Origin of the sequence: Mucilaginibacter endophyticus, assembly GCF_003351025.1 — a bacterium.
Classification (GTDB): Bacteria; Bacteroidota; Bacteroidia; order Sphingobacteriales; family Sphingobacteriaceae; genus Mucilaginibacter; species Mucilaginibacter endophyticus.
Genome location: NZ_QPCG01000005.1, coordinates 25969 through 49216, shown reverse-complemented (window position 1 = coordinate 49216; position 23248 = coordinate 25969). Strand labels below are relative to the sequence as shown.

The following is a 23248-nucleotide window of genomic DNA, read 5'->3' as shown; positions in this document are numbered from 1 at the left end:
CAACTAAACAAAACGTTACAAAACCACATAATAATTGTTTTATTCATTCCGTTCAGTTTTTTTTAACCATTGGCTAAAAATAGGCGTTTGCTTAATTTTATGTTAATGAAATATTTACTGCTTTACATTCCTTTAATCCTTTTTATCATATCATACGGTTACAGCCGCAGATATTATCGTTTCATTGATAATGGCCGTGCCTCTGAAATTGTCCAGGCAAACCTGCGGTCAAAACAGTTCTTGAACCTGGCTGTATTCTCGTTCGTGGCGCTTTTAATAGTACTAAAACTACTTTAAGTTTCATCAACGTAAAATCACTACATACCCCGAAAGAACCTGGTTATTCATCTTTGTATTTACTACATAGTAGTAAGTACCTGACGGCATCTGTTTTCCCTGGTAAGTACCATCCCATGGTTTAGGATATCCTACCGAGTGGAACAACGGTTGCCCGTAACGGTTATAAACATCAACAGTACTGTTTTCATAAGCTACAAGGCCTTTAATCTCCCAGTAGTCATTTATGCCATCACCATTAGGTGTAAATGTATTGCTGATGTTTATTACCGGCGAAACCTTAACAGCAACTTGGCTCTGGTTTACACATCCGTTTGATTTCTCGGTAATTTTAAGCTGATAAACAATATCCTGATCGCCGGTTACAACCGGATTTTTAACGTTAGTGCTGCTCAGGCCGGTGGCCGGGGTCCATTCATATGTTACGTTATCACTGCTCACCACAGGGTTTAAAGTGATGGTATGGTCTTTCAAAACATACCTTGTATCGCCTGCGGCATCGGCTTGTACCGTTGGCGGCGGAACAAAATTAATAGTGATGTCATCAGTAGGTGTATGACAATCATCTGCCTGGGTTGCTGTAAGCGTTAATTTAACCGAGCCTTTGGCAATATCAATCGGATCTGGTTGAAAGGTTACATTTCTATCTACATCTGAGGGAATGAATTTACCCAATCCCGAAGCCGAAGTCCACTTTACGGTATTACCGGAAAGCGGCTGGCCACTTAAAGCCACCATAGGATTCTGATTACAAACATTATCAATACTTGGCGGCCCGGCATCTGCGCCAGGGCTTGGCGCAAAAGTAATGGTGACATCGCTGTGTACCGGCGCGCAATCAACGCCGGTTGATGTAAGTGTTAAAGTAACCGACCCGAAAGCCCTGTCTGCGGCGGATGGGAAATATTGAGTCTTAGGATCACTTAAAAGGGCGAATGTTCCCCCCTGGCCACCACTCCAGATCCCGCTTCTGCTAACAAAGCCTTCAAGTTGTATAAACGGTACGCTAACACATTCTGGATGTGAAGGACCGGCATCAATCCTTTGGATACTGTTTACCTGAACCGTCTTAGTACTTGGCTCGCTTGGGCAGGTATTCAGGATTATAGATAAACTGTAGTCCCCGGTGTTGACGGCCGTAGCATTAGGAATGGTTACTATCGGGCTTGTCCCTTCTGATCTGAAATTATTGGGGCCTGTCCACAAATATCTGGCATTGGCTACAGGTACGGTTTGCAGTGTAATCTCATTCCCTTCGCAAACGGGTGTGCTAACAAAAATTTCATGCATTGATGTTTCGGGCATTACTGTCACGTTATACTTAACCGGCGTGCTGCTACAGCCAAACGCCATAGGTGTTACCAAATAAGATACCTGAATAGGGTTAGTTGTAGTATTCACCAGGGTTTCGTTGATAGGGTTTGCTGTTGCATTAGTAACCGCCGCATTACTGATACCGGGCACAGCCTGCCTGCTCCACAAAAACGTAGCCGACCCTACATTGGATGTTAAAGTGAGCCCCAGCGGCGTGTTGTTACATATAGGATCTGGTTGAGGGGTGGTAACCGACGCTCCCGGATTAACTGTTACGTTAAGCGGATATTGCGCGCCCGGGCAGTCATTAGTTTTAAAATTAAACATGTAAGTAACCACAATGGGATCATTAGTGGTGTTGTAAAGCACCTCTTTGATGGTTTTGGAAGCCTGTCCCGTTACGGCGGCGTTACTGATACCCTGAACCGCGTCCCGGCTCCAGGTAAAGCTTGTTACCTGCGGATTAAATTTAACCTCATAATTAGGGCTTGCAGCATTACAAACCGGAGGCGGAGGATCACTCACAACAACAGGCGTAGCATTTACGGTAACTACATATTGAAACACCTCCCCAGGGCAACCATTCAAATATGGCGTAATGGAATAAGTTACATCAACAGCTGCCCCTTTGGTGTTAATAAGTGTTTCGGTAATGGAGCTTGTTGTTTGGCCTGTTACAGCAGGGTTGCTGATGCCGGCCACAGCCTGGCGGTCCCATGAAAAAGTTGTACCGGGCTGGTCGGCAGTAATGGCATAATTTAACGCGGTACCGCTGCATACCGGATCGCTGGTAGGGCTGCTGGTTATCTGCGGAGCAGGCGTAACTACAACATCAACCCTTTTACGCTCGCTAATACAACCATTAACCGAAGTTTCTACATAATAAGTTCTGTTGATAGTTAACTGAGCTGTAGAAAAAGTACTGCCATTATGTATCGGGGTGCCTCCAAGAGGTAAATTATACCAGGTATAGGTACCGGTTGAACCACTTGCCGTAAGTATGGCGGAAGTCCCTTCACAAACCGGTGCCCATGTAACCTCCGGCGCTGCTGGTTGTGGTGTTGGATGAACTAAAACAGGAGTCCTGTTGCTTGTAATGCCACCTATAGTTGTTGAAACGTAGTAAGTAATATCATTAAGTATTGGCGGAGTAGTAAATATAGGCCCGGTTTTAAGGAGTGTACCGCCGGAAGCATCGCTATACCAACGGTATGTTCCGCCTGGTGCTGTGGCTATGAGGGTAGTTGTGCTACCCACGCAAACAGGTTTAGCAGATGCCGTAGGGGCGGTGGGCACCGGGTTTATATATATAGTAACGGTACTCGATTTAAAACTACAGGGACCGGCAGGATCATCGGAGGTTAGCGTAAGTGTGACTACTGTCTCCCCCGGAGCAGGAGTGTAAATAGCCCTCTTATCTGTAGGGTCGGAGAATGAACCTGCCCCACCGCTCCATTTTGTTGCAGTGTTTCCACTACCAGCCAGTTGTACCGGCACGCCCGGTGGTACAGGCTGATTTGGCCCGGCATCTATTATAACTGCATTGTAAAGGGTTACGGTCCCCGTGGCAACGCTTGCCGGGCATCCGCTGCTTGCTGCAATTGTATTAGTTACGGTATATGTTCCTGCCGTACTGTTCGCAAGATCTATCTCACCTGTACTGGGGTTTTTAAACTTAAGTCGACCTGTAGGCTCACTGAAAACTCCGGCACTGGCGCCTGTTGCAAAAATTGGCAAGGGGTTCTTAGCATCCTTACAAAATGGGGTATTGTAGGTAAAACGGGCATCAGGTGTTGTAACTATCGATATACTTTGACTGGCTGCCCCCGCGCATGTACCACCATAGGTAAAAATGACGGTATATTTTCCCAATGCGCTTGCTGCTACATTGATCTCGCCGGTAGTATTACTTACAAAAACAAGTCCCGCCGGTGTTGAAGTAAAAGTGCCGCCGGCCGGGTTATAAATTGTTGGTGAAACGTTACTTCCGGAAGTACAAACCGTACCGGATGGATACCGGAACTGTGGATCAATAATAGGAATTGTAGATACGGTAAAGGCAGTTCGCGGACTTACGCATGAACCATTATTTGCCTGCGCGTAAAACGTGGTTTGACTAAACACCGGATTTGTAGTATAGGTGTTACCCGTAAACAAAAGCGTTCCGCCGATAGCATCGGTATACCACTCAATCGTTGTCCCCGACGCGGGAACACTCAGGGTAGCGGGCTGGCCAGGGCACACCGTTGCTGTACCATTAACCGCCGGGGCCGCTGGAGGATTGTTAACATGCACCGTTACCGCAATACGTGCACTATTGCAGCCATTGGCTATACTTTGTACATAATAGGTTGCATTTGCGGTTAACTCTGGGGTAACATAAGTATTACCGGTTATCAGCAGATTGCCACCGGTTAGCTGATCATACCACTCATAATCATCGGGCGAGCCTGTTACTGTAAGCGTGGCCGAAGATCCGGCGCATATTGGCACATCAGCCGATGGAACAGGAACCGGAATGGCATCAAGTACAGTCACCGTAATTGGCGACCTGTCGCTTACACATCCACCAACAATAGTTTGAACATAATAGGTTGTAGTGGCTGTTAACGCCGGGGTGTTAAATGTATCGCCGGTAAAAAGAGCGGTACCGCCGGTAGCCGTAGTAAACCATTGGAAAGTTCCGCCTTGTACAGAAGATGTCGCAGTTAAAGGTGTTGACGTTCCGTTACAGATCACCGGCCCGTCGGGCATAATCGGAGGTTCGGGTGCCGGGGTTACTGTAACAGTTACCGGTGTACGGTTGCTTGTGCAACCACCGGTAGTATGCTCAACATAATAAGTTGTATTATTTGTCAATACTGGGGTAGTAAAATTATTACCTGTGCCTACCGGACTACCACCCGTTGCCGATTTATACCAGGTATAGGTACCTGTAGGCGATGGGTCGGCAGTTAACGCGGCGCTTGTGCCATAACAGGTGCTGGCTGTTTGAGATGGCGGCGCGGCAGGTATTGGTGTTACAGATACAGGTATTGGTATACGGTTACTTGTACAATCGCCTACACGCGTTTGCGCGTAATAGGTAACAGGAGATGTAAGTACCGGGGTTGTAAAATCAGGGCTTGAAATTAACGGAGTTCCTCCTGATGGTACATCATACCATTCAACCACCCCGGAGGCATCGGCATGCAAAGTTGTTAACGATCCCGAACAAACGCTATATGTTGCGTTTACCACCGGCATAGCAGGTGGCGCGTTGATCCGTGCCACCACAGGTATCCCCGCGCCGGTACAACCCCTAATTACTGTAAAAAGATAATAAGTAGTGTTTGTAAATAAAGGAGGTGTCAAAAACGTGGCGTCGTTGCTTAATGGTGTACCCGTACCCGATGCATTGTCATACCATGCATAACTATCGGCACCTGATGCTTTTAACGTTGCCGAAGTACCATAACACACCGGATCTGCCTGAATACCCGGTCCTCCGGTTACATAAACATAGACCGAGCTTCTTGTACTGGTACAATTGTTTAATGTTGTTTCTACATAAAAAAGAGTTGCCTTATTAACCGGAGGTGTTACATATGGATTACCCGTATACAAAAAATTGCCATCAGCATCATACCATTGGTAAGTACCTCCCGGCGCTTTGGCTGTCAACGTTGCGGCTGTATTGGGGCAAACAGCCTGTGCATCAACTACAGGCGGGGTTGGCGATGCTACAGCAGTGACACCAAAGTTGGCTACCTTTGGCTGGCAACCCGGGGTTTTATCGCTCACGGTAACGGTATAATTTCCACCCTGGTTTACGTCAATAGATTGGGTGCTTTCGCCAGTATTCCAGACATAGGTAAACGGACCTGTGCCTCCGCTTGTATTGGCAGTCAGGGTTACACTTTTTCCCGAACAAATGGTTGTAGCTGTTGAGGTTATTGAAACATTTAACGTGCAGTTTTGGCTGTACCCGGCAAATGAAGTAAGGATCAGCAAAAGTAGTAGTATAAGTAACGGCTTATTAATCTTCTTCATAAGTCTCTTCATACTCAATAAATGTGACCGCAAGCAAGCCTTCTTTTTTAAAAGAAGCCTCTTATTGAGCACAGATTTTCGGGCTGGCAGATAACGACATTGTACGCCAGCCAGGTATTGATGTGTGCCCTTTTACGTAAAATACCGAAATATGTTCGATAAAACATGAACAAAATGAACAATGAAACCCCTGTGAAATTATTTCTATTTCTGGTTAAAAAAAATGCCCGGCTATATCCTAACCGGGCATTAAAAACAATCCTGATGTATTTTATGCTATTTGCGGAATAGGCTCAGCAACCAGTTTATGGCCAGCCAAATCGTAGTAGCTGCATAGCATCTTTTGTGTATCAATCACCCATTTTTCAACACCGGCTTCGGCAGCCTGATTACAAAAGGTGATAAAATCTGTTTGCCCTTGCTGATGAATGGTTATGGTATGTTTCAATTGCTCGGGCGATGAATCTTTGGCTATATCCAGCAAGGGATATTTAGGCTCGCTGTTTATTACATGATCATTTTCACCATAATAGATGATGCGGCCATTATCAACCCAAAATTCATATCTCAGCAAGCCAAGCTGTTTTATTTCATTGATATATTGGGGGAAATCGGCTCCGGTTTTCACCTTGCCATGCGCTGCTTTTAACTGTTGTTCTGTAAACACGATATCGTTTTAACCGGGTTATAAAATTATAACAACGCAACAAAATCGCGCATGGCTTGTCCTGGGTCAGGCTGCTTCATAAAGGTTTCGCCAATAAGGAAGCCATTAAAACCTTCCAGCTTAAGATGGCGAATAGTTTCCGGATCGCTAATGGCGCTTTCCGAAATCTTCATAAACTCGGCAGGGATGTGCTTGGCCAGTTTATATGAAGTTTCCACCGATACGGTAAAATCGGCAAGGTTGCGGTTGTTTACGCCGATAGCATCCAGGTTAGGGTTGATACTGCGCTCAAGTTCCTCAAGGTTGTGTACCTCAAGTAATACATTTAAACCTAAACTTTTAGCCAGTTTGGCAAGGTTGTCAATTTCGGCCGGGGTAAGTATGGCAGCTATAAGCAGGATGATATCCGCGCCTAATGACTTGGCCTCTATAACCTGGTACTCATCTATCATAAAATCCTTGCGCAATACAGGAATATTATTCACCGAACGGGCTTTTACCAGGTCAGCTTTTTTTCCCATGAAAAAATTGCGATCGGTTAAAACTGAAAGAGCAGAAGCGCCTGCAGCGGCGTAATCGGTAGTAACGGCGCTAACCCTCACTTTGTCGTTAATGATACCTTTTGACGGCGATTTACGCTTAAACTCGGCTATGATACCGGTACGTGCCGGATCAAGCAAAAACTCCTTAAATGAGTGAGTATCGCGGTGAAAATATTCCGATTCTTCAAGTACAGTATACGATGTGCGTTTTTTTGCCGAAGCAACTTCTCTTTTTTTATTGGCAACTATTTTATCAAGTATGGTCATGTGATCGAAGTACTAATATTTATGTCATTGCGAGGTACGAAGCAATCTCGTAGCTGTCCCTGTAGAACTACTCGCATGTTTGCTTTTCATGCTACGAGATTGCCACGCTATCGCTCGCAATGACATATTATAGATTTATTTCTTTAATAATCAAAGAAAACAAAGTTATCATAATTCCTTAAAACTAAGCCTTTAGCCAGTTTTGCATCATTTCTTTCCCAAAATCGGTCAGGATTGATTCGGGGTGAAACTGTACGCCCCTTACGTCATATTGCTTATGCCTAAGCGCCATGATCGAATTATCGGCCTCATCAATGGCAGTAACCTGTAATGAATCGGGCAGATCATTACCACTTACCACCCACGAGTGGTAACGGCCAACTTTAAAACTTTCGGGCAAACCGGCAAAAAGCTCTTCTTCTCCATCGGTGACTTTTATAGGCGTTGCTATACCGTGCATCGGCTGGTTAAGATTGTACAAACTGCCGCCAAATGCTTCGGCAATGGCCTGCTGCCCAAGGCATACGCCAAATATGCTTTTAGTAGGGGCATATTTTTCTATCACATCCAGCAATAAGCCTGCTTCAGAGGGAATACCAGGTCCCGGCGAAAGGATGATTTTATCAAAAGTATCCACATCTTCAATGGCAAACTGATCATTCCTCCAAACCTCGCACTCCAGACCAAGCTCATTAACCAAATGCACCAGGTTATAGGTAAAGGAATCGTAATTGTCTATTATTAGGATTCGCCCCCCCCGCCCCCTAAAGGGGGTGCCTTGATTAGTATTTGTATTTTCGTTCATTGTATTTTTATCTTAAAACTATCTGTATATCTATATAACTTCTTTGTCCACCATTGTTCCCCCTTTAGGGGGTTAGGGGGCGTAACCTACAACTCCTCCGCCAACTCAAAAGCCCTGCGCAAGGCCGAGATCTTGGTATCAACCTCCCTCAGTTCGCTTTCGGGTATAGAGCCGGCTACAATGCCTGCACCTGCCTGGTAATGTAAAGTGTTATTCTTGCTCAGGAATGAGCGGATCATAATGGCATGGTTAAAGTCACCATTAAACCCAAGGAAACCTATCGCGCCGCTGTAGAAGCTGCGTTTAATATTTTCATTTTCGTCGATAATTTCCATAGCGCGGTATTTGGGAGCGCCGCTCAGCGTACCTGCAGGATATGTATCAGCTACTACTTTAAATGCCGATGCGCCGGGTTTAAGCTTACCGCTTACGTGCGATACCAGGTGGATAAGATGTGAATAGTACTGTACCTCTTTAAAGGCTTTAACCGTTACATTTTCACAATGACGGCTCAGGTCGTTACGGGCCAGGTCAACCAGCATAACATGTTCTGCCGATTCTTTTGGGTCATTCTCCAGGTTACGGGCCAGTTCGGCGTCTTTCTCGTCGTCGCCGCTGCGTTTAAATGTTCCTGCTATCGGAAAAATATTGGCTACATTATTTTTTATGGTGATCTGTGCCTCCGGCGATGAACCGAAGATCCGGAAATCGCCAAAGTCAAAATAAAACAGGTATGGCGATGGATTGATGGAACGCAGGGCACGGTAAACATTAAATTCATCGCCCAGGAAAGTGCGCGAAAAAGCTCTTGAAGGCACTATCTGGAAAACATCGCCACGGTAAATATGCTGCTTCATTTTCTCTACTATAGCAATAAACTCATCGCCGGTGAGGTTTGATTTTTCATCGCCGTTACTTTTGAAGCTGTATTCGGGAAAGTTTTTGTTTTTGATGAGGTATTCCAGTTTTTCGATACCGCCATTGGTTGGAGCGCCTTCAGGCTGGTTGTGGAAGATGTAGAGTTCGTTCTTAAAGTGGTCGATAGCGATGATGTACCTGTAGATATGGTACTGCATTACCGGTATTTTACGATCGGTATTATCGCTTTGCTTTAGTTTGATGGTTTCATAATGTTCAACCGCCTCATGGGTAAAATAGCCGAACAAACCATTGGTGATCATTTTTAGCGGCAACGAGTCAGTTTCAAAGCTGCCGATGAAACTGTTGATCTGTTCTATCAGCTCAAACGTGCCGGGCTCATGGGTTTCATGGCTGCCATCGGGGTATTGCTTTTTTAGCACGCCATTATTCAGCACTATGCCGCTTAATGGTTCGCAGCAAATGTAGCTGGTGCTGTTTTCGCGGCTGTGGTAGTCAGAACTTTCCAGCAACAGCGAGTTGGGAAATACGTCGCGCAAGCGAAGGTAAATGCTAACCGGCGTAGTGGTATCGGCCAGTAGCTTTTTATAAGTGGTAGTAATTTTAAATGTGCTCATGTTTATTTTTTAAATGTCTTAAAACAAAAAAAACCCGGCGAATTGGGGTCGCCGGGTTTCCTATTTAGGTTCACAATTGATTAGGTTGTCTCTGATCAAAACGCGCGAGCCGGCTGCCAATTTAATTGGTGCCACCAGCTGTTTTTATGTGTGTTTTTAATCATCGCGGTCACAAATTTATAAAGAAATTTGAATTGTCAAATTTTTTGTGAAATTATTTATTTGCTAAATCCTATTAGCTACGTAGAATTACTGTGGAATAAGCATTATACCTACCGAAATCAGTATAATTCCGATCAAATAAAAGATAGCGATCGCTTTATGCTTAGCTTCTGGCAATGCCGCTTTCTTTGATTTGCTATGACCAATGGTGATCAGCGCGATAGCGATAAGCATAATAACCCAGTGTTCAACCGTAAAGTAACGGGTGATAGGATTTTTCATGGTATCCTTGCTAAACTGCACCATCGGGCTAATAAAAAACAGGATGATGCCCAGCAAAAACTGCGTATGCACCGAAATCATCGCAAACAGGTTAAGCTTGCGGTTACCCTCGCCATAAGGTTTTTTACCCAGCCAGCCCATAAATGCGCGTACAAGGGCCAGCAATACCAATACAATAACAATGTACCTGAAACCGGAATGGAATTCCTTAAAAAAGCTATAAAGTGTCATACATCAAAATTTGCTGTGAATATACAATATAAAGGTCATTGAAGCCATTAGGTCATTATGTCATTTTTTGCAGACATTGAATGCCGTTAATAAAACCATGTCATTGCGAGGAGTCGGCAAGGAACTGAGCTCGCAATGACATGGTGTTAGTAATGATATGAAGCCATAAAAAAAGCGATGAGCCTAAACCCATCGCTTTTCCAAATCCGAAATCGAAAATCCGATATCCGAAATAATTATATCAGCAGCCTTACTGGCTCTTCTAATAATTGTTTTAATGTTTGCAGGAAGGCCGCAGCTGTAGCACCATCAACCACACGGTGATCGGCACTCAGGGTAACCTTCATAAGGTTGCCAGGTACTACCGCACCATTTTTAACAACCGGAACAGCCTGGATACCGCTTACAGCAAGGATACAAGCGTTAGGTGTGTTAATGATAGCAGTAAACTCGTCAACACCAAACATACCAAGGTTTGAAATGGTGAAAGTTGAACCTTCCATTTCGTTTGGCTGCAGTTTTTTAGATTTTGCTTTGCCGGCAAAGTCTTTCACTTCAACCGAAATGTGACTTAATGATTTACCATCGGCAAATTTGATAACCGGAACCAATAAACCTTCGTCAACAGCAACAGCAACGCCGATGTGAACGTGTTCGTTAGTGCGGATCTTATCACCCAGGAATGATGAGTTGATAGCAGGGTGTTGCCTTAAGGCTACAGCACAAGCTTTAACAACAAAATCATTAAATGAAATTTTAACCGGGGCAATCTCATTCATACGGGTACGGGCAGCAATTGCCTGATCCATATCAATGGTCATGGTTACATAGAAATGCGGAGCAGTAAACAAGCTTTCGCTTAAGCGGCGGCTGATGGCTTTACGCATTTGAGTAACCGGTCTTTCGCTAAATTTCTCTTCGCCTGTAAAGGTTGGCAATACGATAGGCGCTTTTGCAGCAGGTGCAGATGCAGCAGCCGGAGCAGCTTCGGTTGCAGGAGCTGCAGCCGGTTTAGCAGATGGTGTATATTCCTCAACATCCTTTTTGATGATACGGCCGCCTTCAGCGCTACCTTTTACATCATTAAGATTGATGCCTTTATCTTTAGCTATTTTACGTGCAAGCGGCGATGCTTTTACGCGGCTATCGTCATCAGTAGCAGAAGCTTCAGTGGCAGCAGCAGGTGCAGTCTCCCCGGCTTTAGCTTCAGCAGCAGGTGCAGCCTCGGCAGCAGGAGCCGAACCACCATCCTGTAATAACGGAGTAATGTCGGTACCTTCTTTACCTACTATAGCAATGATATCATTCACTTTAGCGGCTTCGCCTTCTTTAACACCTATATATAATAAGGTACCAGCCTCATAGCCCACAACTTCCATGGTAGCCTTATCGGTAGCCACATCAGCCAGTGAATCATCAGCTTTTACTTTATCGCCAACTTTAAAGTTCCATTTCTCAATGGTACCCTCGGTCATGGTGTCACTCAATAACGGCATACGGATAACCGTAGCCGGGATGCTTGACAAATCAACCTTTGGAGCGGCTGGTGCCGGAGTAGCGGCAGGTGCTTTATCAGCTACAGGAGCAGCTTCTTCGGCCGGTTTAGCAGCAGCGCCGCTGCCAGCCTGATCAAGTAAAGATTTGTAATCTTCGCCTTCTTTACCTAAAATGGCAATTACAGCATCAACCGGAGCAGCAGCACCTTCCTGTATACCTATATACAGCAATGTGCCATCCTGGTACGATTCAAAATCCATGGTAGCTTTATCGGTTTCAATCTCGGCCAGTACATCGCCAGATTTAACCTTATCGCCAACTTTTTTATGCCATTTAGCCAATACCCCTTCGGTCATGGTATCGCTCATCTTAGGCATTTTTACTACTTCGGCCATATATTAATAGTATTATAAATTCAGTATAAATATAGTCTCTTCTTAGCGAGAAGTCTAAAGTCTGAAGTTTTTAGTCTGAAGTCTTTATCCGACTACCAATACTATAGACCCTCGACTTAGTACTTTCGACTTAAAACTTAGTCCCTGATGTAAGGGTAATCTTCCTGAACATATACATCGGTATATAATTCAGAAGCATCCGGCCATGGCGACTCTTCTGCAAATTTAACAGCCTCGTCAACTATAGCTTTGATCTTAGCGTCCATTTCGTCAAACCATGCTTCATCAGCATATTTTTCTGTAAGGATAGTTTGTTTAACGCTTTCGATAGGGTCTTTTGCTTTGTAGCTTTCCAACTCCTCTTTAGTACGATACTTTTGCGGATCGGACATAGAGTGACCTTTGAAGCGATAAGTACGCATTTCAAGGAAAGTTGGGCCTTCGCCTGCACGTGCACGCTGAACGGCTTCATCCATTGCTACGTGTACAGCAGCCGGATCCATACCATCAACAGCTGATGAAGGGATACCGTATGGCAAACCTAATTTATAAATATCAGTTTGAGCTGTAGTACGCTCAACAGAAGTACCCATGGCGTAACCATTGTTTTCGCAAACAAAAATTACAGGTAGTTTCCAAAGCGCAGCCATGTTAAAAGTTTCGGTAAGTGCACCCTGGCGTACAGCACCATCACCCATGTAGGCGATGTTCACAAACTCGGTACCTTTATATTTTTCGGCAAAAGCAATACCGGCACCCAGTGGTACCTGACCGCCTACGATACCGTGGCCACCATAAAAATTCTTTTCCTTATCAAACATGTGCATAGAGCCACCTTTGCCCTTTGAGCAACCGGTAACTTTACCATACATCTCGGCCATAATGGCGTTTGGAGTTACACCTTTAGCAAGCGCGTGAGCGTGATCGCGGTATGCGGTGATCAAACTGTCTTCAGGTTTAATTACAGACATAGCTCCGGCCAAAACAGCCTCCTGCCCAATGTACAAGTGGCAAAAGCCCCTGATTTTTTGTTGTCCGTATAATTGTCCTGTTTTTTCTTCGAACCTACGCATTAACAGCATCTGTTCGTACCACATCAGGTAGGTGTCCTTGTTTATTTCGATTGAACTCATGTATTAAACAACCTTTTTGGAGTAAAGCGCAAATCTAATTATATCCTGCAAAATATCGAAACCTCAAGCAAATTGTTGCAAAATTTTATTTGGTGGCCCAGGGCGGTGTTTAAAACGTGTAAATCGCACAATTATAGGCCTTGCATAGCAACATTCGGTAAAATTAAACTTAAAAAAACTCACGCCCCAGGCAATAAATTATCGTTTTATGAAGTTTATAGAGGGTTGTTGTTATCTGAATGCTAAAAAATAATTACAACCAAATTACATTGTTAAACGTACAAGAGCCTGCTTATTAAATTGATGTGTAATAAAAAGCACTTTTTTATATTTTTCGAAAAATAAGGCACTTTTATTTGCAAATTTAAAAAATATAAATAGTTTTGTAGAGCACAATAGACATAGTGTCTGATTTAATAAACAAAATTTGTTGCCCTAACTCAACAAACAAACTGATTAAATGAAGAAATTTGCCCTGGCTATTGCCTTACTTTTCAGCGTCGTAGCTTCACAAGCTCAAACAAAAAGTGCCCCAAGCACCAGTGATGACAACAAAGACGATCAGGAAAGTTTAGGTAAAGCATACTTTTCCCAAATTATGGGAGTTGCTTTATCTGCCACCTCAAACATGAAACTCTTTCACTTTGTATATGATTGGATTGGTACCCCTTACCACTTTGGCGGAAGCTCAAGAAGAGGTATCGACTGTTCGGCATTTACAAAAGAACTATACAGCGAAGTTTTTAACCTTGACATCAAACGTAACTCACGCGATATTTTCAGCATGGTTAATCCTGTTGCTAAAGACGAGTTAAAAGAAGGCGATCTGGTTTTCTTTAAGATTCACAGCCGCAGCATTTCGCACGTTGGTATTTACCTGGGCAATAATAAATTTGCTCATGCCTCATCAAGAGGTGTTGCAATCAGCAGCTTGGATGATGCTTATTACAGCCGTTTCTTTTATAAAGGCGGCAGGTTGTTAGCTTCGTTTAAAGATGAGTTTAAAGGTTCGGCATCCACGGGTAACAACGATATGGGCGACGACGTAGACGAAAGCAAGAACTAAACGATTTTGAAATAAATAAACTAATTTAGTCCCCTCATCCTCAATGAGGGGATTTTTTTTATAATGAAATTTCATTTATTGCTTACAGCAGCCTGCCTGGCGCTGTTTTTACAGGCGTGTAATCACCCGCCCAATAAAAAACAAATACTGGCGCCTGCTCCTAAACCTAAACCCGATACCACCGCCGCAATTGCCAAACCTGCAGTTGTTGTTAATCATGATGCTATATCTATAGCTGCCGTTGGCGACATGATGCTTGGAACATCATACCCTAATGATTATACCCTCCCACCGGATAGCGCCAAAAACAGCTTTACTGTTATAGCCGACGAACTGAGAAATGCCGATGTAACATTTGGTAACCTTGAAGGAAGTTTGCTTGACGGGGGTAACCCTGCCCACTATAAATTGCATCAACGCAGTAAAGCTTACTTATTCAGGATGCCGACAGCCTATGCCGGCGTTTTTAAAGATGCAGGGTTTAACCTACTTAGCCTGGCTAATAACCACATCGGCGATTTTGGTGACACCGGCCGCATGAGTACCACTCGCGTACTCGATAGCATAGGCATTAATTATGGCGGCTTGCTTAGCCATCCATCAACCGTATTTGAACGTAATGGTGTTAAGTATGGTTTTTGTGCCTTTGCTCCCAATGCTAATACCCTGCCTATCCTCAACCTAACAAACGCTACCCGTATCATCAGCGAACTGAAACAGCGATGTGATATTGTCATCGTATCTTTTCATGGTGGCGGTGAAGGTGTGGACTATGAGCACGTACCTTTTGCCATGGAATCATTCATCAGCGAAAAACGTGGAGATGTGCATGCCTTTGCGCATAACGCCATTGACGCGGGTGCCGATATCATATTAGGTAATGGCCCGCATGTGAGCCGCGCAATGGAGGTTTATAAAAACCGGCTCATCGCTTATAGTCTCGGTAATTTCTGTACTTATAAAAGTGTGAGCGTGGCAGGTGTTTGTGGGTTGGCTCCTTTACTAAAAGTGAAACTAAATAAAAAAGGGGAGTTTCTGAATGGCCGCATTATATCCCTGAGGCAAGCACATGACAAAGGCCTGGGGCTTGATTCGCTCAACCGGGCCGCCGTCCGGATCAAACAACTTACTGAAACCGACTTCCCCGATGCAGGCTTGATAATATCCGACACCGGGGAGATTAGCCTGAATCCGGTTATTCAGAGCGAGAATTTATAAACAGGAAAGGGGCAAGAAGTGGGTGCCGTATTAACTCACCCCGACATCGCTACGCTTGTCACCCCTCTCTACGCAAGCGTAAAGAGGGGCTCTGTCTTTTTATTTCTATTTCCTCTTTGCGGCGAAGCCGGAGAGAGGGTGGTACAGCGAAGCGCAGACCGGGCGAGTCAATTGTACAGCCTGAATCCGGCTATTTAAGCCGCTTCATCTTTAGTATTTTTTACCAGGCCAATACCTGTTGAGAAAAATATGAGCGAAATGATTCCTATTACCACCATAGTGGTTACCTGAGCGCTGTGGTTTATAATAGCTATGCCTGTGTATATCAGACCAATGATACCAAGCACGCTCAATATCGTTCCGAATGTTCGTTTTAAGTTCATGATAGGTGCGCTGTTTTTTATGAGCATTTTTTAAAAAACAAATAGCACACCAATAATTAATGCTACTTTTATTCTAAACATAATAAACCGAACCATGCCCGAATCAGTTGGATCATTGGTAACAATAATCATTTTTGTTGTTATCCTTATTACCATTTTTACTTCGTTTGTGTCTGTAAAACAGGGCACAATAGTAGTTATCACCGTATTTGGCAAGTACCGCCGCATCCTTACTCCGGGGTTAAATTTCAAGATCCCTTTCATCGAAAACATCTACTCCAAGATCTCTATCCAAAACCGCTCTGTCGAGCTGGAGTTCCAGGCCGTAACTTATGATCAGGCTAATGTTTACTTTAAGGCGATGCTGCTTTACTCAGTTCTGGATCAACAGGAAGAAACCATTAAAAACGTAGCTTTTAAATTTGTCGACGAACGTAACCTGATGCAGGCCCTCATCCGCACCGTTGAAGGATCCATCCGCGCCTTTGTAGCTACCAAACGCCAAAGCGAAGTATTGATACTGCGCCGCGATATTGTTGAGCACGTAAAGGAACAACTGGACGTGATACTGGAAGGTTGGGGCTACCACCTGCAAGACCTGCAATTAAATGATATTACTTTTGACGATGTGATCATGAAATCCATGAGCCAGGTTGTGGCATCAAACAACCTGAAAGCCGCTGCCGAAAACGAAGGACAGGCCTTGCTCATCACCAAAACCAAGGCCGCAGAGGCGGAGGGTAACGCCATCAAAATATCGGCACAGGCCGAGCGTGAGGCAGCACAATTACGAGGTCAGGGTATAGCGCTGTTCCGTGAGGAGGTTGCGCGTGGTATGACCGTAGCCGCCAAAGAAATGGCCGAAGCTAATATGGATACCTCGGTGATTTTGTTCACCATGTGGACAGAATCCATCAAACACTTCTCGGAAAACTCAAAAGGGAATGTTATTTTCCTTGATGGCTCAACCGATCAGATGCAACATACGTTAAAAGAAATGATGGCCTTAAACCTTTTACATACCGACAACGTCAAAAAGTAAAAGTTTAAAACCGCCATTTTTTTAAATGAAAAGAAATATAGTGAAAGGGATAGGCCTAACGGCCATGTGTTTTTTTGCAGTGATCACGTCGGCTTCGGCGCAATCATTTCATCAGCTTACTGCCAATGATTTTTGGGGAACGCCGCGGGCTAATGCCGGCGGCGTTGTTGCTTATACAAACTGCACCATCGATTACCGCTACCAGGCCCGGCGTGAGGGCGGGGGCTACCGGCTTAATTTTAATATCAGGCTTATCCTTAATAACAACAAATCGTGGCTGGACAGGAGCCGGGTTAGTACCCCTCAGCAAATGACCGAGATCTTAAAACATGAGCAAGGGCATTATACTATCGCTTTTTTAGAGCAGCAGGAATTGTTACGCATAGTAAGCCGCACCCGCTTCAGCAATAACTACAACTACGAGGCTATGTCTATCTTTAACCGCATCGATGCCAAATACAAACAGCTCAATGCAGATTACGACGAGGATACGGTTCATATGACCGATCGTAAGCAACAGCATAGCTGGGATATGTATTTTCAGCAAAAGCTTAGGTTTTTGCCTGGGGATACGGAGAGTTAGTTTCTCCTTTGCATGCTCAAGCGTCTTTCGATTGAACCATGGACAAAAACTTTGCACTTGCTCGCAACCAAATGTGCTGGAAAGAGAATGGATTGTTGGGAACGTTTGTGCAAAAAACTATGTCATTGCGAGGAGGGACGACGAAGCAATCTCGTAGCTATGCAGGTCGGACATACATTGGCTACGAGATTGCCACGCTTCGCTCGCAATGACATGGTTTTTATTTGTTTTTCAGGCTACTTTCATCTTCAGCATTTATGGCCTGCAAAGAATGTGAGTTAAGAAAGATTCGTAATGCAAGCGTGGATGCTTACCTCTGTTTGGGTTCACCGACATCTATACTTTGCTATAAGCCTGCAACCCGCCTATATTTGCTTTCATCACCATGACGGAGCAATCGTCCAATACACATCGTAAAATTATCCATATTGATATGGATGCATTTTACGCGTCGGTTGAGCAGCGGGATTTTCCGGAATACCGGGGGAAGCCGCTGGTTGTTGGCGGTTTGCCCGAAGGGCGTGGCGGCGTGGTTGCAACAGCAAGTTATGAGGCCAGGAAGTTTGGAATACGGTCGGCAATGTCATCAAAAAAAGCTTTACAGCTTTGTCCGCATGCTTTGTTTGTACGCCCCCGGTTTAATGTTTACCGGGAAGCATCACAACATATCCGTGAAATATTTAGTCGCTATACCGATCTGATCGAACCACTTTCCTTGGATGAAGCTTATCTGGATGTAACAAACGACAAGCAGGATATTGGTTCGGCCATTGAGATAGCCAAACTCATTAAACAGGCTATTAAGGATGAGCTGCAGCTTACCGCCTCGGCAGGCGTATCCATCAATAAGTTTGTGGCTAAAATAGCATCAGATATCAATAAGCCGGACGGACTTAAATTCATCGGCCCTTCAAGCATCGAAAACTTTATGGAGCAACTGCCTGTCGAAAAGTTTTTTGGCGTGGGAAAAGTAACTGCTCAAAAAATGAAACAAATGGGTCTGCATACCGGCGCCGATCTTAAACGACTGGAAGAAAGTGAACTTACCCGTCACTTTGGGAAGGTAGGCAAATTTTACTATCAGATAGTACGAGGCATCGATAACCGCGAAGTACAGCCACATCGTGAAACCAAATCACTGGGTGCTGAAGATACCTTTGCTTATGATTTAACTACCCTGGAGGAGATGGAGGCTGAACTTGATAAGATAGCAGTAACGGTACACAATCGCCTGCTTAAATATGAGTTGAAGGGCCGTACCATCACCCTCAAAGTAAAATATCACAATTTTAAACAGATCACCAGAAATCAATCGTTCCAAACGCCTGTAAACGATCTTGAAACCATCAGCAATACGGCCAAACAACTCATGGCTGCTACCGGCGTTGACGATGTAAAAGTACGCCTGCTGGGTATTTCACTTTCAAACTTTGGCGAGCTGCAGGTTAAGCAGCGCGATGACCGTGAGCTTGGGCCCGGCGACCAGTTGGAACTGGAATTATAAAAAATGTTAGACTTCCGAACGGGATATCGCTTTATTATTGACCACTGTATACCATTTGGATAGCTTGTTCATCAGCTCATCCAATTTTACCGGTTTGCTCAGGTAATCATTCATGCCGGCCTGTAAACATTCCTGCTCGTCGCCGGTCATGGCATTAGCGGTGAGTGCTATAATAACCGGTTGTTTAACGCCATCTTTCCGGATAACCCGGGTAGCTTCCAGCCCGTCCATAACAGGCATCTGCATATCCATTAATATCAATCCATAATCGTCCTGGTACAGGGCTTCAATGGCGTCAATGCCATTTTTAGCTATACCCGGCTTATAGCCCATTTTACTTAAGATGTGCTTAATAACGTGCTGGTTAACCTCATTATCTTCGGCAATGAGAATCCTGAACGGATACTTATCGCTAAAATCTACCGAAAGTTTGGTTTTAGCCTGCTTGTCTTCTGTTGGAGTCGAGTTATTTCTAAGCGCCATGAAAACCTGTTTACCAAGCACCTGTTGTTTGATAGGCTTGTTCATGATAGAAGTGAAGAGTGAGCGCTGATCCTTTATAAAGTCTTCACCTACTGAGCTTAATAATATGATCGGTAAATGGCTATAGCCCTCCTTAATCACCTTAGCCAGCATAGCGCCATCCATCACCGGCATGTGCATATCGGTAATAACCAGTTCAATATCCTTACTTTTTTGGAGTATCACTAATGCCTCAGCAGCTGATTCGGCGGTTATGGCTTTAAGGTTCCAGTTATCAAACTGGCGTTCCAGGATAGAAAGGTTGGTTTGGTTATCATCAACCACCAATATTTTCTTCCCTTCTAATTCACTGAGGTCAAAGCCAGATGTATGCTGTTGCGATGCCTCACCCGGGTAGGCATTAATGGTAAAGGAAAACTTCGCTCCTACACCGGGTATGCTTTTAACCCCGATAGTACCGCCCATGAGCGTCACCAGCTTTTGACAAATTGCCAAGCCCAAACCGGTACCACCGTATTTACGTGTAGTGGATGAATCAACCTGTGAAAACGCGCGAAACAGTCGGTGCAGTTTATCTTTCGGGATACCAATGCCCGTATCCCAAACATCAAAGCCCAGTTTCAGCAAACCGTCAGGTTGCCTTTCAACACAACTTACCCTGATACCAACCTCTCCTTTTTCGGTAAACTTAATGGCGTTATTTACAAGATTGATAAGTACCTGTTTAAGGCGCAGCGGATCGCCAATGATATTTGGAGAAACATCTTCATCAATTTCATAAACCAGATCGAGCCCCATTTGTCCGGCTTTAACGGCAAACATATCCATTACATCCTCAATGCTCTGCCTCAGGTTAAAATCGTCCTGTTCAAGATCAAGGCTGCCCGCTTCTATCTTGGAAAAATCAAGGATATTATTAATCACATGGATCAATGTTTCGCCACAATTGATGATGGTTTCGGTAAACATCCGCTGCTCATCATTAAGCTCGGTTTCATTCAGCAAGGCCGACATACCGATAACCCCGTTCATAGGCGTACGGATCTCGTGGCTCATGGTAGCCAGGAAAATACTTTTCTCCTGGTTGGCCTGATCGGCCGCGAGGCGTGCTTTTTGAAGTTCGAGATTTGAATGGTTCAACTCTTTATTTGCCGCTGCCAAAACCTCCTCATTATGCTTCCGCTCCAGCGATAGCTGTGCTTCACGCTGCAGATCGGCCATTTGCAGCGTTTGTATTATCCTTAATTCGTTGTATTTACGCAACTGGTATGCCCACAGCCCGCATATAAACATGATTACCCCGGTAAGCAATACGTGGATAATGAATGTTTGGAGATCGAAGTAATTGAGTTGGGTGAAAAATATATTACCATACCCTATATCCTGCAAATAGCTAAAAGTAGCATGATGGATAATAACCACTATCAACAGAGGAATTTGTAGTTTCCAGTTTTGATAAGTGATGAGCAACGCGCTTGAAATAAAGGCAAAAAAGTGCATTTCAAACATACCGTGCATTTGGTATATATACTGGGCCATAAAAATGCCGAGCACCGAGGCCAATACATATTGATATAGCGATGATTGAGGCAGGGCAATTTTAGCGGTATAATAAGCCAGCAGGCAAAGGCCACCAACGCCACAGGCTATAAGCCAGGTATCATAAAAGAAGGCCAGCGCCAACCCAACCGCAAAATGCACAGGCAGGAAGTAATCCATCAACCGGTCTGAGCGATCCTTGATCTCGGTTTGGAAGTTAATGTTATGAGCTATAGCTGCAGTCACTATTATTTGAACTTAGGGGTATGTTAATTATGACAATCGGGCAATCGACAGCCATATGATATTAGCGCCAATTTATTAAATGTGAGTCGGGTATTGTTACTAAGTAAACCGTTAATTGCTATTTTGGCAAAGCTCGTCTTCTCATCGGTACAGTAACGGCTTATATTATAATTGCCACGATAGTATAATTTATTCTCAGTATCAATCAGCGCAACCTGTGGTGTGGAGTAAACCCCGCAGGCTTCGGCAATGGAAGGATCAAATATTACAGGTAGTTTCATGCCAAACTTGTCCTGGATCTCGCTTTCGGTAAAATGCTTGCTGCTCATGATCACGATAGCGAAGTTTACCCGCCCGCGATACTGCTCAACAATAGCTTTAAATTGTTTAACATTAAACCTTGAGCACGGGCAACCGGGGTTAAAAAAGTGCAGAAACAAAGGCTTGCTGTGGTCTTTAAAATGCCTTGGGTTGATGGAAACAACTGTACCTGATTTTACCGGTTTATAGTTTTCGGGTACCGGCGTAGGCAACTGATATTGCAACTCATTATACCAAAATAATGCGCCAACAATAGCAAGTAATAAAACAAGCCAACCAATAACTAACGTTTTCCTCATTGTGCCAAAGCCTTCTGCATATCACTCAAAATGAATGAAAAACTGCAAAAAACCACTTGTAAAAATAACGCTTTTTGGTGTATAAAAAACACTTCTTCAGCATTTTAAACATACAGGTTTTAAATCAACCTGCACTAAAGGGCGCGTTATTTAACCTTTAATTTAATGACCAAAAAACCTTGCTTTTTACTTAATAGCCTGTTTTCGTTTTTCAGTAAGATAGCGGCGCAAAGGGATGTCGTATACCTTCATAACAAGATAAGCAAATGCTACCAATACAATTAATCCGGGAATAATGATGTATGCCAGGTGAAGGGCATCGGGTTTGTGCGCCGCGAAATAATTGCCAAACGCCCACATCACAGCATAGTGGGTCATGTATAAGGGATAGGAGATATTTCCCGAAAAAACACATATTTTACGTAAGCCGTTGTTAAGAACAGCACCTGCTCCCAGCGAAACCATTAACGGGAAGTAAATGATAACTATGAAAGGCTCGGAAAGCCAGTTCCATGATGAGAACGGCGACAGAAAAGCCAGCATCAATAAAATAGAAAGCCCGATAAAACCAAGCTTATTTTTAATGATGAGATTATAGCGGTAAACCAGCAAGCCCGCGGTAAAGGAATAGGCTATACGTACACTACCATCCCAAAACGTACCACCGCTCCAGCCGCCCATTAAATTACCCGAATGCGCAGCCACATAGCAAATACCAACCGCTGAAACTGCAGCAAGGATGATGAGATAACGCCTGTGAAGACGACAAAGCACAAGCGCATAAACAATGTTAGCTATATACTCCCAAAACAATGACCATGACGGCGCGTTAAAACCAAAGAGATTAAAATACCGCTCGTCCATTGTGGCGTTAGGAATCATTAATACCGAACTAAGAAATAACAGTAATATACTCCCTGCACTCCGGGTTATAGCCTGCGTACTGAAGGGATCAAACAAAAAGCTTAACAAACCCAATACTGATCCTATAACAACAAGCGGGTGCAACCTGATCAGCCTCGACTTAAAAAACTCCATAACACCCATCTTCCCAATCCTGTCATCATAAGCGTAGCCAATTACAAAGCCCGAAAGGCAAAAGAAAAAATCAACCGCCAGGAAACCATGACCTATAAAATCCTTGCTATAGTCGCTATAAGCAATCTCCATAAAATGGAAGGTAACTACTGCTATTGCGGCTACGCCCCGCAGGCCGTCAAGAATTTCAAAATGTTGCTTGGTTTTAAGGATTCCGGGATTTAGTTTTTCCATGTTGATATTATCCAGGTTAGATGCAGGAACCTGATTTGCTAAATAAACAAAAATCTGCCGGATAAAAGACCCGAATTTTATGCCGATGAAAAAAATAAAATATTTTTTCCCCATTTTGTCCAATCTGCAAACCATGGTTGTCATTCGGTTTTAACAACATAAATTTTAAAAC

Annotated in this window: 18 protein-coding genes; 6 read left to right on the top strand and 12 right to left on the bottom strand. The window is 44.1% G+C overall.

The features are described 5' to 3' along the window. The first annotated feature begins 105 nt into the window (after positions 1-105). Complete coding sequence (locus DUL71_RS20275; protein ID WP_114939816.1) at positions 106-297, top strand: hypothetical protein; 192 nt, start codon at positions 106-108, stop codon at positions 295-297. 6 nt (positions 298-303) lie between these two features. Here the strand turns inward: DUL71_RS20275 and DUL71_RS20270 are convergent, their stop codons facing one another. The 8 genes from DUL71_RS20270 to pdhA form a co-directional block, all read right to left on the bottom strand. Further along, positions 304-5643 (bottom strand): Ig-like domain-containing protein, encoded by a 5340-nt coding sequence (locus DUL71_RS20270; RefSeq protein ID WP_161964478.1) that lies wholly within the window; start codon positions 5641-5643, stop codon positions 304-306. Positions 5644-5914: 271 nt separating this feature from the next. Next, positions 5915-6310 carry a DUF1398 domain-containing protein gene (locus DUL71_RS20265; RefSeq protein ID WP_114939814.1) on the bottom strand — a complete coding sequence of 132 codons (396 nt, stop codon included), beginning with the start codon at positions 6308-6310 and terminating at the stop codon, positions 5915-5917. Positions 6311-6336: 26 nt separating this feature from the next. Continuing rightward, positions 6337-7119 carry an indole-3-glycerol phosphate synthase TrpC gene (gene trpC / locus DUL71_RS20260; RefSeq protein WP_114939813.1) on the bottom strand — a complete coding sequence of 261 codons (783 nt, stop codon included), beginning with the start codon at positions 7117-7119 and terminating at the stop codon, positions 6337-6339. 184 nt (positions 7120-7303) lie between these two features. Beyond that, a complete protein-coding gene (locus DUL71_RS20255; RefSeq protein ID WP_114939812.1) occupies positions 7304-7924 on the bottom strand; it encodes an anthranilate synthase component II in 621 nt (206 codons plus the stop codon). 86 nt (positions 7925-8010) lie between these two features. Further along, on the bottom strand, positions 8011-9420 hold the full coding sequence (locus DUL71_RS20250) for an anthranilate synthase component I family protein (protein ID WP_114939811.1): 1410 nt from the start codon (positions 9418-9420) through the stop codon (positions 8011-8013). A gap of 249 nt (positions 9421-9669) precedes the next feature. Beyond that, positions 9670-10095: a cytochrome B gene (locus DUL71_RS20245; RefSeq protein ID WP_114939810.1), complete on the bottom strand. Its 426-nt coding sequence runs from the start codon at positions 10093-10095 to the stop codon at positions 9670-9672. A gap of 236 nt (positions 10096-10331) precedes the next feature. Beyond that, positions 10332-11987, bottom strand: coding sequence for a dihydrolipoamide acetyltransferase family protein (locus tag DUL71_RS20240; protein WP_114939809.1), 1656 nt, complete (start codon positions 11985-11987; stop codon positions 10332-10334). A gap of 137 nt (positions 11988-12124) precedes the next feature. Next, on the bottom strand, positions 12125-13120 hold the full coding sequence (pdhA, locus tag DUL71_RS20235; RefSeq protein WP_114939808.1) for a pyruvate dehydrogenase (acetyl-transferring) E1 component subunit alpha: 996 nt from the start codon (positions 13118-13120) through the stop codon (positions 12125-12127). A 460-nt stretch (positions 13121-13580) separates the two neighbouring features. Here pdhA and DUL71_RS20230 point away from each other — a divergent pair, with 460 nt between their 5' ends. Both DUL71_RS20230 and DUL71_RS20225 read left to right on the top strand, forming a co-directional pair. Continuing rightward, positions 13581-14186: a C40 family peptidase gene (locus DUL71_RS20230; protein WP_091209810.1), complete on the top strand. Its 606-nt coding sequence runs from the start codon at positions 13581-13583 to the stop codon at positions 14184-14186. A gap of 63 nt (positions 14187-14249) precedes the next feature. Next, positions 14250-15404 carry a CapA family protein gene (locus tag DUL71_RS20225; RefSeq protein WP_114939807.1) on the top strand — a complete coding sequence of 385 codons (1155 nt, stop codon included), beginning with the start codon at positions 14250-14252 and terminating at the stop codon, positions 15402-15404. A gap of 194 nt (positions 15405-15598) precedes the next feature. Here DUL71_RS20225 and DUL71_RS20220 read toward each other — a convergent pair whose 3' ends face one another. Continuing rightward, positions 15599-15787 (bottom strand): hypothetical protein, encoded by a 189-nt coding sequence (locus DUL71_RS20220; protein WP_112571542.1) that lies wholly within the window; start codon positions 15785-15787, stop codon positions 15599-15601. A gap of 94 nt (positions 15788-15881) precedes the next feature. Here DUL71_RS20220 and DUL71_RS20215 point away from each other — a divergent pair, with 94 nt between their 5' ends. The 3 genes from DUL71_RS20215 (at position 15882) to dinB (ending at position 18916) form a co-directional block, all read left to right on the top strand. Beyond that, positions 15882-16829: an SPFH domain-containing protein gene (locus DUL71_RS20215; protein WP_112570907.1), complete on the top strand. Its 948-nt coding sequence runs from the start codon at positions 15882-15884 to the stop codon at positions 16827-16829. Between the two features lie 25 nt (positions 16830-16854). Then, entirely contained in the window at positions 16855-17412 is a 558-nt protein-coding gene (locus tag DUL71_RS20210) for a DUF922 domain-containing protein (protein WP_114939806.1), read from the top strand. 385 nt (positions 17413-17797) lie between these two features. Next, positions 17798-18916: a DNA polymerase IV gene (gene dinB, locus DUL71_RS20205; protein ID WP_114939805.1), complete on the top strand. Its 1119-nt coding sequence runs from the start codon at positions 17798-17800 to the stop codon at positions 18914-18916. Positions 18917-18922: 6 nt separating this feature from the next. Here the strand turns inward: dinB and DUL71_RS20200 are convergent, their stop codons facing one another. From DUL71_RS20200 to DUL71_RS20190, 3 genes are all read right to left on the bottom strand, one after another. After that, on the bottom strand, positions 18923-21184 hold the full coding sequence (locus DUL71_RS20200) for a response regulator (RefSeq protein ID WP_114939804.1): 2262 nt from the start codon (positions 21182-21184) through the stop codon (positions 18923-18925). Between the two features lie 23 nt (positions 21185-21207). Beyond that, positions 21208-21804 carry a TlpA family protein disulfide reductase gene (locus DUL71_RS20195; protein ID WP_114939803.1) on the bottom strand — a complete coding sequence of 199 codons (597 nt, stop codon included), beginning with the start codon at positions 21802-21804 and terminating at the stop codon, positions 21208-21210. 186 nt (positions 21805-21990) lie between these two features. Further along, positions 21991-23076: an acyltransferase family protein gene (locus DUL71_RS20190; protein WP_114940202.1), complete on the bottom strand. Its 1086-nt coding sequence runs from the start codon at positions 23074-23076 to the stop codon at positions 21991-21993. Positions 23077-23248 lie beyond the last annotated feature (172 nt).